Origin of the sequence: Microbacterium sp. H1-D42 (genome assembly GCF_022637555.1) — a bacterium.
Lineage (GTDB): Bacteria > Actinomycetota > Actinomycetes > Actinomycetales > Microbacteriaceae > Microbacterium.
In genome coordinates this window covers 2,090,711-2,106,059 of record NZ_CP093342.1, presented here as the reverse complement: position 1 = coordinate 2,106,059, position 15,349 = coordinate 2,090,711, and the positions used below count along the sequence as shown (strand labels likewise).

18 protein-coding genes are annotated in these 15,349 nt (G+C 67.3%); 15 read left to right on the top strand and 3 right to left on the bottom strand.

The genetic code is table 11. The features are described from left to right. The first annotated feature begins 155 nt into the window (after positions 1 to 155). Genes MNR00_RS10100 through MNR00_RS10085 form a run of 4 tightly spaced genes read left to right on the top strand, consistent with a single transcriptional unit; the run spans position 156 to position 3,009 of the window. On the top strand, positions 156 to 1,127 hold the full coding sequence (locus tag MNR00_RS10100) for an aldo/keto reductase (RefSeq protein WP_241925801.1): 972 nt from the start codon (positions 156 to 158) through the stop codon (positions 1,125 to 1,127). A gap of 49 nt (positions 1,128 to 1,176) precedes the next feature. Continuing rightward, a complete protein-coding gene (locus MNR00_RS10095; protein ID WP_241925800.1) occupies positions 1,177 to 1,779 on the top strand; it encodes a histidine phosphatase family protein in 603 nt (200 codons plus the stop codon). Between the two features lie 43 nt (positions 1,780 to 1,822). Beyond that, positions 1,823 to 2,569, top strand: coding sequence for a 4-hydroxy-tetrahydrodipicolinate reductase (gene dapB, locus MNR00_RS10090; RefSeq protein WP_241925799.1), 747 nt, complete (start codon positions 1,823 to 1,825; stop codon positions 2,567 to 2,569). Beyond that, entirely contained in the window at positions 2,566 to 3,009 is a 444-nt protein-coding gene (locus MNR00_RS10085; RefSeq protein WP_241925798.1) for a hypothetical protein, read from the top strand. Before dapB ends, MNR00_RS10085 begins: the two co-directional genes overlap by 4 nt. 38 nt (positions 3,010 to 3,047) lie before the next feature. Here the strand turns inward: MNR00_RS10085 and MNR00_RS10080 are convergent, their stop codons facing one another. From MNR00_RS10080 to MNR00_RS10070, 3 genes are all read right to left on the bottom strand, one after another. Continuing rightward, the gene (locus MNR00_RS10080) at positions 3,048 to 3,473 is read right to left on the bottom strand and encodes an OsmC family protein (protein ID WP_241925797.1); all 426 of its coding nucleotides are present in this window, start codon (positions 3,471 to 3,473) and stop codon (positions 3,048 to 3,050) included. Positions 3,474 to 3,561: 88 nt separating this feature from the next. After that, a complete protein-coding gene (locus tag MNR00_RS10075; RefSeq protein WP_241925796.1) occupies positions 3,562 to 4,053 on the bottom strand; it encodes a DUF4395 domain-containing protein in 492 nt (163 codons plus the stop codon). Further along, positions 4,053 to 4,475 (bottom strand): thioredoxin family protein, encoded by a 423-nt coding sequence (locus tag MNR00_RS10070; protein WP_241925795.1) that lies wholly within the window; start codon positions 4,473 to 4,475, stop codon positions 4,053 to 4,055. Before MNR00_RS10070 ends, MNR00_RS10075 begins: the two co-directional genes overlap by 1 nt. A 106-nt stretch (positions 4,476 to 4,581) precedes the next feature. Here MNR00_RS10070 and MNR00_RS10065 point away from each other — a divergent pair, with 106 nt between their 5' ends. The 11 genes from MNR00_RS10065 to recA all read left to right on the top strand — a co-directional run bounded on the left by MNR00_RS10065 (position 4,582) and on the right by recA (position 15,341). After that, positions 4,582 to 5,391 (top strand): thymidylate synthase, encoded by an 810-nt coding sequence (locus MNR00_RS10065; RefSeq protein WP_241925794.1) that lies wholly within the window; start codon positions 4,582 to 4,584, stop codon positions 5,389 to 5,391. Beyond that, the gene (locus MNR00_RS10060) at positions 5,388 to 5,885 is read left to right on the top strand and encodes a dihydrofolate reductase (RefSeq protein WP_277884355.1); all 498 of its coding nucleotides are present in this window, start codon (positions 5,388 to 5,390) and stop codon (positions 5,883 to 5,885) included. The genes MNR00_RS10065 and MNR00_RS10060 overlap by 4 nt, the downstream gene beginning before the upstream one ends. Next, entirely contained in the window at positions 5,885 to 6,646 is a 762-nt protein-coding gene (locus tag MNR00_RS10055) for an SDR family NAD(P)-dependent oxidoreductase (RefSeq protein WP_241925793.1), read from the top strand. The genes MNR00_RS10060 and MNR00_RS10055 overlap by 1 nt, the downstream gene beginning before the upstream one ends. A gap of 61 nt (positions 6,647 to 6,707) precedes the next feature. Continuing rightward, positions 6,708 to 7,685: a 4-hydroxy-tetrahydrodipicolinate synthase gene (gene dapA, locus MNR00_RS10050; RefSeq protein WP_241925792.1), complete on the top strand. Its 978-nt coding sequence runs from the start codon at positions 6,708 to 6,710 to the stop codon at positions 7,683 to 7,685. A 60-nt stretch (positions 7,686 to 7,745) separates the two neighbouring features. Further along, positions 7,746 to 9,422: a ribonuclease J gene (locus MNR00_RS10045; RefSeq protein ID WP_241925791.1), complete on the top strand. Its 1,677-nt coding sequence runs from the start codon at positions 7,746 to 7,748 to the stop codon at positions 9,420 to 9,422. A 74-nt stretch (positions 9,423 to 9,496) separates the two neighbouring features. Then, positions 9,497 to 12,241, top strand: a complete 2,745-nt coding sequence (locus MNR00_RS10040) for a DNA translocase FtsK (RefSeq protein ID WP_241925790.1) — start codon at positions 9,497 to 9,499, stop codon at positions 12,239 to 12,241. A 2-nt stretch (positions 12,242 to 12,243) separates the two neighbouring features. Continuing rightward, entirely contained in the window at positions 12,244 to 12,819 is a 576-nt protein-coding gene (pgsA, locus tag MNR00_RS10035; RefSeq protein WP_241925789.1) for a CDP-diacylglycerol--glycerol-3-phosphate 3-phosphatidyltransferase, read from the top strand. After that, entirely contained in the window at positions 12,816 to 13,298 is a 483-nt protein-coding gene (locus MNR00_RS10030; RefSeq protein WP_241925788.1) for a nicotinamide-nucleotide amidohydrolase family protein, read from the top strand. The genes pgsA and MNR00_RS10030 overlap by 4 nt, the downstream gene beginning before the upstream one ends. 180 nt (positions 13,299 to 13,478) lie before the next feature. Further along, positions 13,479 to 13,787: a helix-turn-helix transcriptional regulator gene (locus MNR00_RS10025; RefSeq protein WP_241925787.1), complete on the top strand. Its 309-nt coding sequence runs from the start codon at positions 13,479 to 13,481 to the stop codon at positions 13,785 to 13,787. A gap of 19 nt (positions 13,788 to 13,806) precedes the next feature. After that, positions 13,807 to 14,028 (top strand): DUF3046 domain-containing protein, encoded by a 222-nt coding sequence (locus tag MNR00_RS10020; RefSeq protein WP_241925786.1) that lies wholly within the window; start codon positions 13,807 to 13,809, stop codon positions 14,026 to 14,028. A 263-nt stretch (positions 14,029 to 14,291) separates the two neighbouring features. Beyond that, complete coding sequence (recA, locus tag MNR00_RS10015) at positions 14,292 to 15,341, top strand: recombinase RecA (RefSeq protein WP_241925785.1); 1,050 nt, start codon at positions 14,292 to 14,294, stop codon at positions 15,339 to 15,341. Positions 15,342 to 15,349 lie beyond the last annotated feature (8 nt).

The window sequence follows — 15,349 nt, the reverse complement described above, 5'->3', positions numbered from 1 at the left end:
GGAGCGTCATCCTGCGCGATCGCAGGCCACACCTCGCTTACCCTCGAAGTACGCACCGGGGGGTGTGGTGAAACGGATCGACGATCCGCGGGGGTGAGACCATGAGGCTGTTCGGCGTAGGCACTGCCGATACGCAACCGCGCGCGGACGCCGGCATGACGGAACACCCGTCCGCACCGATCCCCGTGGTCGGACCTGGTGTGGGCGAGGGCGTCAGAGTCGCGCTCGGCGAGACCGGGATCAAGGTCTTCCCACTGATGCTCGGCGCCGGTGAGTTCGGCTGGAACGTCGATCTCGAGACCAGCCACGGCATCCTCGACCGGTACGTGGAGTTCGGTGGCAACGCCATCCACACCGCCGACGGCTTCTCCGCCGGACGCAGCGAGTACATCATCGGCCAGTGGCTGCGCTCGCGCGGCCATCGCGACCGTGTCGTGCTCGGCGCGCGCGTCGGCTCGCATCCCGACAATCCCGGCCTCGGCTCGGTCAACCTCGTCCGCGCTGTCGAGGCGTCGCTCACCAGGCTGGGTGCCGAGCACATCGATGTGCTCTATCTCGACGCGTCACTCGACGGCATGACGCACCTCGAAGACACACTCGCGACGGTCGAGTGGCTCCGCGAGGCAGGCAAGATCCGCGCACTGGGTGGATTCCGTTTCGCTCCGGAGCGCCTGGTCGAAGCCCGCATCCTGGCATCCGCGGGGTACCCGCGACTCGAGGTGCTCGATGAGCCCTACAACCTCGTACGCCGCCGAGGTTTCGAGGGCGACCTGCGGCTGGTCGCCGCCGCCCAGGGGCTCGCTGTGACGCCCTCACACGCCCTGGAGCACGGGTTCCTCTCTGGTCGTCACCGCAGCAAAGCGGGCGTGGCTGGCGTGCGCGGCGAGCAGATGCGCGCGCACCTGAACCGCAAGGGCATCCGCGTGCTGCGAGCGCTCGACAGCATCGCGGCCGACCTCTCGGTGCCGGTTTCCGCCGTTTCGATCGCGTGGCTGCTCGCGCAGCGCACGGTCGTCGCGCCGATCGTGAACACCTTCGCCCCGCAGCATATGGAAGAGCTCATGCAGGGTGCCGGCATTTCGCTGCTGCGCTCCCAGATCGCCGAACTCACCCGCGCGGGCGACTGACTAAGCTGGGGTCGACCCCGCCGAAGTGGTGGGACGAATTGAGTGGGCTGTGACGCATTACATATATCTGGTCAGACATGGTGAGCATCAGGATGCCGAGCACGGCATCGACGACGGGCCACTCTCCCCACGGGGTCAGCGACAGGCCGAGCTGATCGCAGACCGTCTCTCCGGACTTCCGCTCGACGCCGTGTGGCACTCGCCGCTGCTGCGCGCTGCTGAGACCGCGCGGACCATTGCCGCACGGCTGCCATCCGTCGACCCCGAGCCGTCAGCCCTGCTGTTCGACTGCGTGCCGACCGGCATGACCGAAGACACGCCGGCTGCATACGAGTCGTTCTTCGGGTCGGTGAGCGAAGCCGAGGTCGAGGCAGGGTCGGCGCAGATGGCGGATGCCGCCGGCGAGTTCCTGCGCCGACGAAACGGCGAGGTGCACGAGGTTCTCATCACGCACAACTTCGTCATCTCCTGGTTCGTGCGCGAGGTGCTCGGCGCACCGGACTGGCGGTGGATGACACTCAACCAGGCGCACTGCGGGCTCACCGTGATCGCCCAGAAGCAGGGCCGGCCGTGGACGCTGCTCAGCCACAACGACCTCGGTCACCTGCCGATGGAGCTGCGCACCGGCCTTCCGGACACGCCGCTGGTCTGACACGCAGGCGTTTGTCGATGCGGCGCGAATCTAGACTTGTCCTATGACCACACAGGTTGCCCTCGTCGGCGGTACAGGCAGGCTCGGACGCATCATCCACACGGTGATCGACGCACTCGACGGCTTCGAGGTGCGCACGGTGCTCGGCTCAGCCAGTGAGTTCAGCGAACTCGATGGCGCCGATCTCGTCGTCGATGCCTCCACGCCTGCGGTCAGCATCGAAGTCGTGCGCGCAGCCACCGAGCGCGGGCTCAACGTGCTCGTGGGCACCTCGGGCTGGTCGCAGGAGCGCATCGCGCTGGTGCGCCCGCTGGTCGCGGCCGCTGAGATCGGCATCCTGTTCATCCCCAACTTCTCGCTCGGCTCCGCGCTCGGTTCTGCGCTGGCCGCCGCCGCAGCCCCGTTCTTCCCCTCGGCGGAGATCATCGAGGCGCACCACGATCGCAAGATCGACTCGCCGAGCGGCACCGCGGTGCGCACCGCCGAGCTGATGGTGGATGCCAGGGACGCGCAGGGCCCCTTCCAGGCGCCGCACGTCGACCAGCGGGCACGCGGCCAGCAGGTGGCGGGCGTGCCAGTGCACTCCCTGCGTCGTCCCGGTGTCATCGCCAAGCAGGAGGTCATCCTCTCGGGCGCGGGGGAGTCGCTCTCGATCGTGCATGACACGATCGATTCGGCGGCCGCCTACGCCCCTGGCATCCGCCTGGCCGTGCCGTTCGCGCGCGATGTGCGCGGCATCGTCGTGGGTCTGGAGAACATCATCGACATCGGCATCGGACCCCGCTCGTGACCTCGCGCATCGGCGTCGGCATCATGGGCGCCGCGCTGCTGCTGTACATCGTCACCGCCGTGTGGCTCGCCGTGATGTTCTTCAGCGTAGGGACTGCGGCCGGCATCGGCATGGGCATCGCCCTCATCGTGATCGCACCGATCGGCGCATGGGCGCTGATCCGCGAACTCGTCTTCGGCTTCGGCGCCGATCGCCTCGGCCGCACGCTCGATGCCGAGGGCGGCATGCCCGAGGCGCCGGAGCAGCTCAGTCCCAGCGGACGACTGCGCCGCGAGGATGTCGAGCCGATGATCGCGCAGTACACGACCGCGGCCGAGAGCGCGCAGGACGATTGGCGTGCCCGCTACCGACTCGGCGTGGTGCAGGATGCCGCCGGTCGACGCAAGGACGCCAGGGCGAGCATTCGCGAGGCCATCCGGCTCGCGCGCGTTCGTCCCTGACGTCCTGGACTGTCGGGTTCGGCTGTCGGGCAGGGCGGTCAGGCCAGGCTGGCCTCGAGCGTGATCTCGATGCCGGCCAGTGCCTGCGACACCGGGCATCCGACCTTCGCCTCTGCGGCGAGCTCCTGGAAGCGCTCCGGGGTGATCCCCGGCACGGTGGCGTTGACGTTCAGGTGACTGCCGGTGATTCCGGTGCCGGGCTTGAACGTCACAGAGGCCGAGGTGTTCACGCGCTCCGGCGGGGTGCCGTTCTCAGCCAGCGCGTGCGAGAACGCCATGCTGAAGCACGAGGCGTGCGCTGCGGCGATGAGCTCCTCGGGGGTGGTCATCGTGTCAGAGCCCTCGGACCGCGCCTTCCAGTCGATGGGGAAGGTGCCAAGGTTCGAACTCGAGAAGGAGACGGTGCCCGAGCCCTCCATGAGTGAGCCGGTCCAGGTCGTGGCGGCTTCGCTTGTGATGGCCATGGGGTCCTCCTGAGGTGCATCGCGCGACCGCCGGGATTCGGCGTCGCTCCGTCAGCCTACCCACGCGCAGCGGCCGAGGGAATCGCGTTCAGATCGCGGTGCGACGGCGTCCGACCAGTCCTGCGCGCTGAAGAAGCAGATACAGCTGGCAGCCGAGGCAGAATCCGAACGCGGCGTTGACGAAGGCCGCCAGGAACGCGGCGGCCGTCGCGACGGGCAGAGCCAGCGGAACACCGAGCAGGTGCAGCACCAGACCGACCGAGACGACGGCGAGCCCGACGCCCTGTGCGAAGCGCGGCGGCCGCGGATCCTCGAGCTCAGAAGGCGGCGCGAGCCGTGGGCGCACGACTCGGCGGAACAGCACACCCCATGGAGTGGTCGCGGGGGAGAGGACTGCCCACAGGAACAGGGCGGCGATCACGATCGTGAGCAGGAAAGCCGGGTCGATCGGCGACGGGGTCACATCGAGCAACCCCAGCAGTGTCGCGATCAGCAGCAGGACGGATGTGATCCAGGCGGCGAAGCGCGGAGCGCGCGGATCGATGCCGGCAGGTCGGTCGTGCGGGGCGGATGCTGACATCAGGCCTCCTGAAGAGCGGGCAGCGCGTCGAGAGCGGCGGCGAGGTCGGCCGGTCGGGGCACGCCGACGAAGCGCGACGTCACCCGCGAATCGGCGTCGACCACGAGAGTCGTCGGGGTGCTCAGCACGTGGTGCCGCGCCGCGAGATCGGGACGGTGGGTGAGATCGACGTCGAGCACGTCGACGCTGGGGCGATCGGATGCCGCGCTGCGCAGCATCCGACGCACCTGCGGGCATCGTGAGCAGGTCTCGGTGCTGAACTGCACGAGTGCGAGGCGACCGGGACGGCCACCGAGTTCGGACAGGTCGATCGTGCCGGCGCCACGGCGGCGGCGACCGTCGCGCACGCGCCACACCACGCCGAGGATGGCTGCGATGACCACCAGAGCGGCGATGACGAGCAGGGCGGAGGCGAGGGGCACAGACCGAGGCTACGTCCGGGGACGGGGCCTGCGGCGGATATGACGCAGGATGACAGCCGGTGCGATGAGAGGCCCGTTCCATGTGCACCCCGGTATCGTTGCTGTCATGAGCGCCGCCGTCCCCACGCCCTATGAAGACCTGCTCCGTGACGTGCTCGAGAACGGCACGCACAAGGATGACCGCACCGGAACCGGCACGACCAGCGTGTTCGGACGGCAGATCCGCTTCGACCTGTCGCAGGGCTTCCCCCTGATCACCACCAAGCGCGTGCACTTCAAATCGATCGCATACGAGCTGCTGTGGTTCCTGCGCGGCGACTCGAACGTGCGCTGGCTGCAGGAGAACGGCGTCACGATCTGGGACGAGTGGGCAGACGCCGACGGCGAGCTCGGCCCGGTGTACGGGGTGCAGTGGCGATCGTGGCCGACGCCGGACGGCGGCAGCATCGACCAGCTCTCGCAGGTCATCGAGCAGATCAAGGCCTCGCCTGACTCGCGACGTCTGATCGTGTCGGCCTGGAACCCTGCCGACATCCCCGACATGGCGCTCGCGCCGTGCCACGCGATGTTCCAGTTCTACGTCGCCGACGGCAAGCTCTCCTGCCAGCTGTACCAGCGCAGCGCCGACCTGTTCCTCGGCGTGCCGTTCAACATCGCCTCCTACGCGCTGCTGACGCTCATGGTCGCGCAGCAGACCGGCCTGGAGCCTGGCGACTTCGTCTGGACCGGCGGAGACTGCCACATCTACGACAACCACGTCGAGCAGGTCCGCGAGCAGCTCAGCCGCGACCCCTACCCGTATCCGACGCTGCAGATCACGCGCACGCCCGCCTCGATTCTCGACTACGAGTACGACGACTTCGCGGTGCAGGACTACCAGCACCACCCGGCGATCCGCGCGGCGGTGGCGGTATGAGCGACGTCACCGTGACGCCTCAGATGGTCGGCCTGATCTGGGCCGAGGCGCATAGCGGTGTCATCGGGGCCTCCGGCGGCATGCCGTGGCATGTGCCAGAGGATCTGGCGCATTTCAAGGAGACCACGCTCGGCGCCCCGGTGATCATGGGCCGCAAGACCTGGGATTCGCTGCCGGAGCGCTTCCGGCCACTGCCAGGGCGCGAGAACATCGTCATCACCCGGCAGCAGGACTGGACTGCGGAGGGCGCACGCCGAGCCGCGAACGTGCAGGACGCGGTCCGCGGACTGGACAGCGTCTGGATCATCGGCGGGTCCGACATCTTCCAGCAGGTGATCGGGCAGGCTGATCGCCTCGCGGTGACCGAACTGGACCTGGACGTGGACGGCGACGCTTACGCCCCGGCGCGGGATGGCTGGCGCCTGGTCGACGAGGGCGAGTGGCAGACCTCGCGCACCGGCATCCGCTACCGCTTCCTCGGGTACGAGCGCTGATGCCCACCGCACTGATCACCGGCGCCAGCGCCGGGCTCGGCGCCGAGTTCGCCCGCCAGCTCGCTGTCAAGGGTGCCGACCTCGTTCTCGTGGCGCGCACGACCGCGACGCTCGACGGACTGGCGGAGGAGCTGCGCACCAGACACGGCGTGGACGTGCAGACGATCGTCGCCGACCTGTCGGCGGAAGACGACGTGAAGCGCGTCGCTGAGCGGATCGCCGATGACGGGCATCCGATCGACCTCCTCATCAACAACGCGGGCTTCGGGCTGCCACTGCACTTCGCCGACAACGACATCGAGGACGAGGTGCGCCACCTGCGTGTGCACGTCGAGGCGTCGATGCGACTCATGCACGCCGCGATCCGCGCCATGCGCGGCCGGGGCGGGCGGATCATCAACGTGGCCTCCGTCGCCGGTTTCATCTCGCGCTCGACGTACTCGGCCTGCAAGAGCTGGCTGATCGGGTTCAGCCGCTGGGCGAACGCCGAGTACTCCCGCGATGGCGTCACGGTGACCGCGGTGTGCCCCGGATTCACACACACGAGCTTCCATGAGCGCATGGGGCTCGCGCCGGGTGAAGAGGGAATCCCCGCCATCATGTGGCTCGACGCGCCGAACGTCGTGCGCGAGGGACTGCGCGATGCCGCACGCGGCAAGGCCGTCTCGATTCCGTCGCTGCGCTACAAGGTGATCGTCGCGCTCACGCGGGTGCTGCCCGCATCTCTGACGTCGGGCGTCGCGCGTCGAGGGCGCGTCTGAACCAGCATCCATGTGACGGCTGGAGTGTCGAGCGCGTTGCGCGAAACGCTACGCTGAGAGGATGACGCACATGGACAATCCCTTCGGACAGGTTCTTGTCGCGCTGGTCACTCCGATGACCGCCGACGGTGAGGTCGATTGGCCCGCCGTGGAGAAGCACATGGATCGGGTGATCTCGGATGGTGCTGACGGTCTGGTGGTGACGGGGACGACGGGGGAGACCTCCACGCTGACCGACGCTGAGAAGATCCGTCTGGTCGAGGTCGGCAAGGATGTCTCTGCTGGCCGGGCGAAGATCATCACGGGGGGCGGGTCGAATGAGACCGCGCACGCGATCGAGCTGTACAAGGCCAGTGAGAAGGCCGGTGCGGATGGCATCATGATCGTCACGCCGTATTACAACAAGCCGACTCAGGCGGGCATCCTCACGCACTTCCGTCTGGTTGCCGATGCGACGGACCTGCCGGTGATCCTCTACGACATCCCCGGCCGCACCGGTGTGCCGATCAAGTACGAGACGATTCTGCGCTTGGCCAAGCACCCGAACATCCTCGCGGTGAAGGACGCCAAGGGGGACTTCAGCGAGGTCAGTCGCGTGCTGAACCAGACCGATCTGATGTACTTCTCCGGCGATGACACCAACGTGCTGCCGCACATGTCGATCGGTGCGACCGGCATGATCGGCGTGACCGCGAACATCACCTCGGCGCCGTACCGCGCGATGATCGATGCGGTGAATCGCGGCGATCTGGCTGCGGCGACCGCCGAGCACAAGCGGCTCGAGCCGCTGGTGCGCGCTGTCATGACGCATGTGCCTGGAACCGTGTCGGCGAAGTACATCCTGCATGGCCTCGGCCGCATCGGCAGCCCGCGCGTCCGCCTGCCGCTGGTGGGCCCGGAGGAGTGGGAGGCCGCGATCATCGAGGACGAGCTCGCGCTTGTCACCGATGTGCCCGGTGCCGACTTCTCGAACTTCCGCCCCGACCGCAACGCCGCGGCCGGTGGCGCCCTGCCCAAGGTGCACGGCACCACACGATGAGCGCCACCATGCGCTGACACGTCAACACCGGACACCAGGTGTCCGACAGAGGAGACATCCATGTCCATCCCCCTCGCCACCCCCGAACCGCTCGCCAAGGGCACGCTCCGCGTCACCCCGCTCGGCGGTCTCGGCGAGGTCGGCCGCAACATGACCACGTTCGAATTCGAGGGCAAGATCCTCATCGTCGACTGCGGCGTGCTCTTCCCTGAGGAGCACCAGCCTGGCGTCGACCTGATCCTGCCCGACTTCGAACCGATCAAGGACCGCCTCGACGACATCGTCGGCGTCGTGCTCACGCACGGTCACGAGGACCACATCGGCGCGGTGCCCTATCTGCTTCGGCTCAAGTCCGACATCCCGCTGATCGGCTCCGGCCTGACCCTCGCGCTGGTCGAGGCGAAGCTCAAGGAACACCGCATCAAGCCCTTCACCCTCACCGTGAAGGAAGGACAGCAGGAGAAGGTCGGTCCGTTCGACCTCGAGTTCGTCGCGGTGAACCACTCGATCCCGGATGCCCTCGCCGTGGCGATCCGCACGCCGGCCGGCATGGTGCTCGCCACCGGCGACTTCAAGATGGACCAGCTGCCGCTGGACGGCCGCATCACCGACCTTCGCGCCTTCGCCCGTCTGGGTGAGGAGGGCGTCGACCTGTTCCTGGTCGACTCCACCAACGCTGACGTGCCCGGCTTCACGCCGACCGAGCGATCCATCGGACCGGTGCTGGACCAGGTGATCGGCAAGGCACCGCGTCGCGTCATCGTGGCCAGCTTCTCGAGCCACGTGCACCGTGTGCAGCAGGTCATCGACGCCGCCCACGCGCACGGTCGCCGCGTCGCGTTCCTCGGCCGCAGCATGGTGCGCAACATGACCATCGCAGAGCAGCTCGGCTACCTGAACGTCCCCGCCGGCGTGCTCATCGACTACAAGAAGGCCCGCGACCTGCCCGACGACAAGATCGTCTACATGTCGACGGGTTCGCAGGGCGAGCCGATGGCCGTGCTCAGCCGGATGGCCAACCTCGACCACGCGATCGAGCCCGGCGAGGGCGACACGGTCATCCTCGCCTCGAGCCTCATCCCGGGCAACGAGAACGCCGTCTACCGCGTGATCGACGGCCTCACCAGGCTCGGCGCGAACGTCGTGCACAAGGCCAACGCCAAGGTGCACGTCTCGGGGCACGCCGCTGCCGGCGAGCTGATCTACTGCTACAACATCCTGCAGCCCAAGAACGTCCTGCCTGTGCACGGCGAGTACCGGCACCTGATCGCGAACGCCAAGCTCGCGCAGGAGACCGGTGTTCCAGAGGAGCGCACCTTCGTCGGCGGGAACGGCATGATCATCGACCTGCGCGACGGCGAGGCTCGCGTCGCCGGCCAGCTCGACATCGGCTTCGTGTACGTCGACGGCTCCACGGTGGGCGGCATCACCGATGCCGACCTCAAGGACCGCCGCATCCTCGGCGAAGAGGGCTTCGTCTCGATCATCGTCGTGGTCGACTCGTCGACGGGTGAGATCATCTCGGGCCCCGAGATCCACGCCAGAGGCGTGGCGGAGGACGACTCCGTCTTCGACGACATCACCCCGAAGATCGTCGCCGCGCTGAAAGAGGCGGCGGGCAACGGCGTGCGCGACAACCATGCACTGTCGCAGATCATCCGTCGCACGATCGGCCGCTGGGTGAACCAGAAGCTGCGTCGCCGTCCGATGATCGTCCCGCTCGTCATCGAGGCGTGAGCGCTCCCGCCTGATCCCGCGGAAAGCCGCGTCATTGCGCGGGTATGTCGGTGCCTGGCCGTAGCCTGGATGCTATGGCCAGGAGCACCACGAAGTCTGAGCGCGCGTCCGCGAGCGCCTCGTCGTCGCGTCCCAAGCGGCAGACCGCTCCACGCTCGAATGCGAAAGCGGCCCCCGCCCCGAAGAAGTACGTCGACGAGGCTGAGAAGGCACCGCTCGGCGTGCGGATGTGGCTGGGCGTGGCGCACGGCGTCGGCGGGCTGTTCCGAGCGTTCGGGCCCGAGAACCTCGAGAAGGACCAGCGACGCGACGGGTTCCCGTTCCTGCTCGTGCTGCTCGCCTGTGCCGGCGCTGTCGTGGAGTGGTTCCTGATCGGCAACGAAGTCGCCCAGACGATCAGCGCGTACACCTGGGGCGGTCTGGTCGGACGCGCGGCGTTCGTGCTGCCGGTGCTGCTCCTGCTCCTGGCGGGCTGGCTCTTCCGGCATCCGTCGTCGGTGCACGACAACGGACGCATCGGCATCGGTTTCGGACTGTTCGTGCTGACCTTGGCCGGCTTCTGCCACGTCGCATCCGGCGAGGTGAACAAGCTCGGCGTGCTGGAGCGGCCGCAGCCGAAGGAGGGCATGCCTGCGCTGAGCGCGGCAGGCGGCCTGTTCGGGTGGATGCTGGGCGAGCCCCTGGCGTTCCTGACGCCGGTCGTCGCCTACATCGTGCTGGCGCTGCTCGCGGTGCTCAGCGTCCTGATCCTCACCAAGACGCCGCCGAACCGCATCGGGGAGCGTCTCGGTGACCTGTACGCGTGGATGTTCGACGCGGAGCGTCCCGTGCGCGCCGCCGCCGACGAAGGCGCGGATGCCGCAGACGCCGCCAAGGACGATTCGCTCCCATGGTGGCGACGCAACAAGACCGGCCGCGAAGAGGACCCCGACGACGGGGTGGACTCGCAGGCCATCACCGCGCTGTTCGACGAGCCGAGCGGCAGCACGGCCGCCGCGTACGATCAGGCCGTCATCGTCGATGAGGCGCCGCACGACGCACCGCATGACGCCGCGACCGAGGTGATCACCGATCTCAGCGCCCTCACCGAGCTGCTCGGCGAGCAGAACACCACTGCACTGCTCGATGATGCCGGTTCCACCGGCGAGCTGCCCGGCCTCGACGGATTCGGCACGGCGGGCCCAGGCTCCGCCGGACCCCAGCCGCCGGCCGCTCCGTACGTGCTGCCATCGACCACGGTTCTGAAGGTGGGACCTGCGCCCGTGATCCGATCGGATGCCACGGATCGCACGATCGAGCAGATCACCAGCGTCCTCACCCAGTTCAAGGTGGATGCCAAGGTCACCGGATTCTCGCGCGGGCCGACGGTCACGCAGTACGAGGTCGAGGTCGGCCACGGCGTCAAGGTCGAGAAGATCCTGCAGCTGAGCAACAACTTCGCGTATGCGGTGGCATCCAACGATGTGCGCATCCTCTCGCCGATTCCAGGCAAGAGTGCGATCGGCATCGAGATCCCCAACGTCGACAAGGAGACCGTCGCGCTCGGCGACGTGCTGCGCTCGACCGCCGCGCAGAAGAGCACCCACCCGCTCACGATCGGCGTCGGCAAGGACGTCGGTGGCAACATCGTCGTCGCCAACCTCGCCAAGATGCCGCACCTGCTCGTGGCCGGCTCCACCGGCTCGGGAAAGTCCAGCTTCGTCAACTCCATGATCACCAGCCTGCTGATGCGGGCGCGGCCGGCGGACGTGCGCATGGTGCTGATCGACCCGAAGCGCGTCGAGCTCACCAGCTACGCGGGCGTCCCGCATCTGATCACTCCCATCATCACGAATCCCAAGAAGGCCGCCGAGGCGCTGCAGTGGGTCGTGAAGGAGATGGACATGCGGTACGACGACCTGGCGTCGTTCGGCTTCCGCCACATCGATGACTTCAACCGTGCGGTGCGCGCCGGTGAGGTCGAGGTTCCCGTCGGCAGCGAGCGGGTGCTGAAGCCCTACCCGTACCTGCTGGTGGTCGTCGACGAGCTCGCCGACCTGATGATGGTCGCCCCGCGCGACGTCGAGGACTCGATCGTGCGCATCACCCAGCTGGCGCGCGCATCGGGCATCCACCTCGTTCTCGCCACGCAGCGACCCAGCGTCGACGTCGTGACTGGTCTCATCAAGGCCAACGTGCCCTCGCGGCTCGCCTTCGCAGTCACCAGCGTCACCGACAGCAGGGTCATCCTCGATTCGCCTGGCGCCGACAAGCTGATCGGCCAGGGTGACGCGCTGTTCTCGCCGATGGGATCGTCCAAGCCCTTCCGACTGCAGGGTGCCTGGGTCGACGAGAGCGAGATCGCCTCGGTGGTCAAGCACGTCACGCAGCAGGCGCGTCCGGAGTACCGACCCGATGTGCAGGAGTCCGCCGAGACGAAGAAGAAGGACGTCGACGAGGACATCGGCGACGATCTCGAGCTTCTGCTCGCGGCGGCAGAGCTCATCGTGTCATCGCAGTTCGGCTCGACCTCCATGCTGCAGCGCAAGCTTCGGGTCGGCTTCGCGAAGGCCGGCCGCCTGATGGATCTGCTGGAGTCCCGCGAGATCGTCGGCCCCTCTGAGGGGTCGAAGGCCCGCGACGTGCTGGTCACCTCTGAGCAGCTGCCGAGTGTGATCGCCAAGCTGCGAGGTGACGACGCGCCGGCCGCACGGCCCGCGGCGGCACCCGCACCGGCCGCGGCCGTCGATCCGATCGAGCGGCAGTTCGAGGGGCTGCCGGTCGTCGAGAGCGAAGACGACGGCGATGAAGACGCCTGGGGCCTGACGGGACGCGACTGATGATGGCGATTCCGAGACAGCTTCCCAACACGATCACAATTGCGCGCATCCCGCTCGCAGTCGTCTTCTTCATCCTTCTGCTGATGGCAGGCACCTACGGCGCTGATGACCTGGTGATGCGCTGGGTCGCGGGCGCACTGTTCGTCGTCGCCATCTCCAGCGACTGGGTCGACGGCTATCTCGCCCGCAAGGGCAACATCGTCAGCGACTTCGGCAAGCTCTGGGACCCGATCGCCGACAAGCTTCTCACCGGATCCGGTTTTCTCGGACTGGCGATCCTCGGCGAGGTGAGCTGGTGGATCGTCATCATCATCCTGATCCGCGAGTGGGGCATCACGATCCACCGCCTCACGATCGTGCACGAGCAGGTCGTCGCGGCCGCGTGGATGGGCAAGATCAAGACGGTCGTGCAGGGCGTGGCCTTGAGCTGGGCGCTGCTGCCGCTGCACACCCTGATCGGACTCACGCCCTGGATCATCGTGACGCAGGTGCTGATGATCGCCGCCCTGGTCCTGACGGTCGCCAGCGGGATCGACTACGTGATCGCCCAGGTGCGCGGACGCAAGACGAGCTCGTGAGCGATGCGTCTGATCTCGTCGCCGCTCTGACGGCTCGCGGGTGGACGCTCGGGGTCGCTGAGTCGCTCACCGGGGGCGGTGTCGCCGCCGAGATCGTCACGGTACCAGGGGCATCCGCTGCATTTCTCGGCGCTGTGGTCGCCTACGCGACGCCGCTCAAGCACTCCCTGCTCGGCGTGGATGCTGCGCTGCTCGAGACCCATGGGCCCGTGCATCCTGATGTCGCCGCTCAGATGGCCGACGGCGTGCGCAGCGCCGTCGAGGTCGAAGGGCTTGCCGCAGATGTAGGCATCAGCACGACCGGAATAGCCGGACCGGATTCGCCGGACGGACAGCCCGTCGGCACGGTTCATATCGGCGTCATCACCCCGACCGCGAGGCTCGTGCACTCGTTCACGTTCGCGGGTTCGCGAGCAGAGGTCCGCAGGCAGGCTCGTGATGCGGTCATCAGGGCCGCACTCGACGCGGTGCGGGAATAGCGCAGACGGATCAGCGGTTGTCGAAGATGTGCGCATGACACGACACTTCCGAACGGTTCATACCGGATTGCTCACAACTGGGGCACAGAGAGAAACAGTAGATTCAGCAGTAGCCAGTGGGGTTAGACTGGCGATCCACTCGGATGCAGATCTGGGGGATGCGATGGAGGGGAGGTTCCGATGATCCTTGTCAGACAGGAGATCGGCGATGTGCTGCGGGACTTCCGCCTGCAGAAGGGGCGCACGCTGCGCCAGGTCGCCGGTAAGGCCTCCGTGGCCCTCGGCTACCTGAGCGAGGTGGAGCGCGGCCAGAAGGAGGCCTCCAGCGAGATTCTCGCGTCCGTCGCAGAGGCACTCGACGTGCCCATCTCGACCATCATGCGCGAAGTCGGAGACCGCATCTCCGTGCTCGAGGGGCTCAGCCCGTTCCCGGACGTCGTTCCAGACGACCTGGTCGCCTCGGTCGAACCAGAGCTGTCCCTGCGCTGAGCGGATACGGCTCCCTTTCATGAGACGCAGCGAGTTCCTGCGCGCCGTCGACGACGAGTTCGGTGCGCGGGCGAATGCGCTGACCAACGATCTGGTTCTCGGTGGCATCGGCATGACCGCGCACGATGCACTGGATGTCGGCGTGCCGCCCCGTGAGATCTGGCTCGCGCTGTGCGATGCGGCGGATGTGCCGCCCGAACGGCAGTACGGAGTGGGCCGCATCGAGCCGCGCAAGGGCTGATCGCGCCCCGCAGCCGATCGAAACTCGATAGATCCTTCTCGGCGTGTCGTCGAACTTGTGTTCGATGAGCGCGTATCGTTCTGCACAAGTGGTCTTGATGCGACTTCTCTCCACAGAAGGCGGGATGGCCGACGCGATGTCGGTGGCTCCTCCTACCGTGAGAGATGTGGCACTGAGCCATACGCCTTGTCGCAGAGTCGTCCCGATCGGGGCGGCCGCGACAGCCTACAGGCGGCAGCGATCGAGATATGAAGGAGCACGTCATGCCATCCACCGACGACCGCGAGAAGGCACTGGATTCCGCCCTCGCACACATCGAGCGTCAGTTCGGCAAGGGATCGATCATGCGACTGGGCAGCGATGAGCGCGCCCCCGTCGAGGTGATCTCCACCGGATCCATCGCCCTGGACAGTGCCCTTGGCATCGGCGGGCTGCCGCGAGGACGCATCATCGAGATCTACGGCCCGGAGTCCTCGGGTAAGACCACGCTCACGCTGCACGCCATCGCCAACGCTCAGCGCGCCGGCGGCATCGCCGCGTTCATCGACGCAGAGCACGCGCTCGACCCCGAGTACGCCCGCAAGCTGGGCGTCGACATCGACCAGCTGCTGGTCTCGCAGCCCGACACGGGTGAGCAGGCGCTCGAGATCGCCGACATGCTGATCCGCTCCGGCGCGATCGACCTGGTCGTGATCGACTCGGTCGCAGCTCTCGTCCCCGAGGCCGAGATCAAGGGCGAGATGGGTGACTCGCACGTCGGTCTGCAGGCACGACTGATGTCGCAGGCGCTGCGAAAGCTCACCGGTGGTCTGAACCAGACCAACACCACGATGATCTTCATCAACCAGCTGCGCGAGAAGATCGGCGTCTTCTTCGGCTCGCCCGAGACGACCGCCGGTGGAAAGGCGCTGAAGTTCTACGCGTCGGTGCGCCTTGACATCCGCCGCATCGAGACGCTGAAGGACGGTACTGACGCAGTCGGCAACCGCACGCGCGTCAAGGTCGTCAAGAACAAGATGGCGCCGCCGTTCAAGCAGGCCGAGTTCGACATCCTCTACGGTGTGGGCATCTCGCGCGAGGGCAGCCTGATCGACTTCGGTGTCGAGCACGGCATCGTCAAGAAGTCCGGCTCCTGGTACACCTATGACGGCGACCAGCTCGGCCAGGGCAAGGAGAACGCGCGCAACTTCCTGCTCAAGAACGACGACGTCGCCATCGAGATCGAGAAGAAGATCAAGGAGAAGCTCGGCATCGGCGTGAAGGCCGCAGTCGAAGCTCCCGCTGACGCACTGGCGGAGCGTCGTCCGGCCTGACAACCGGG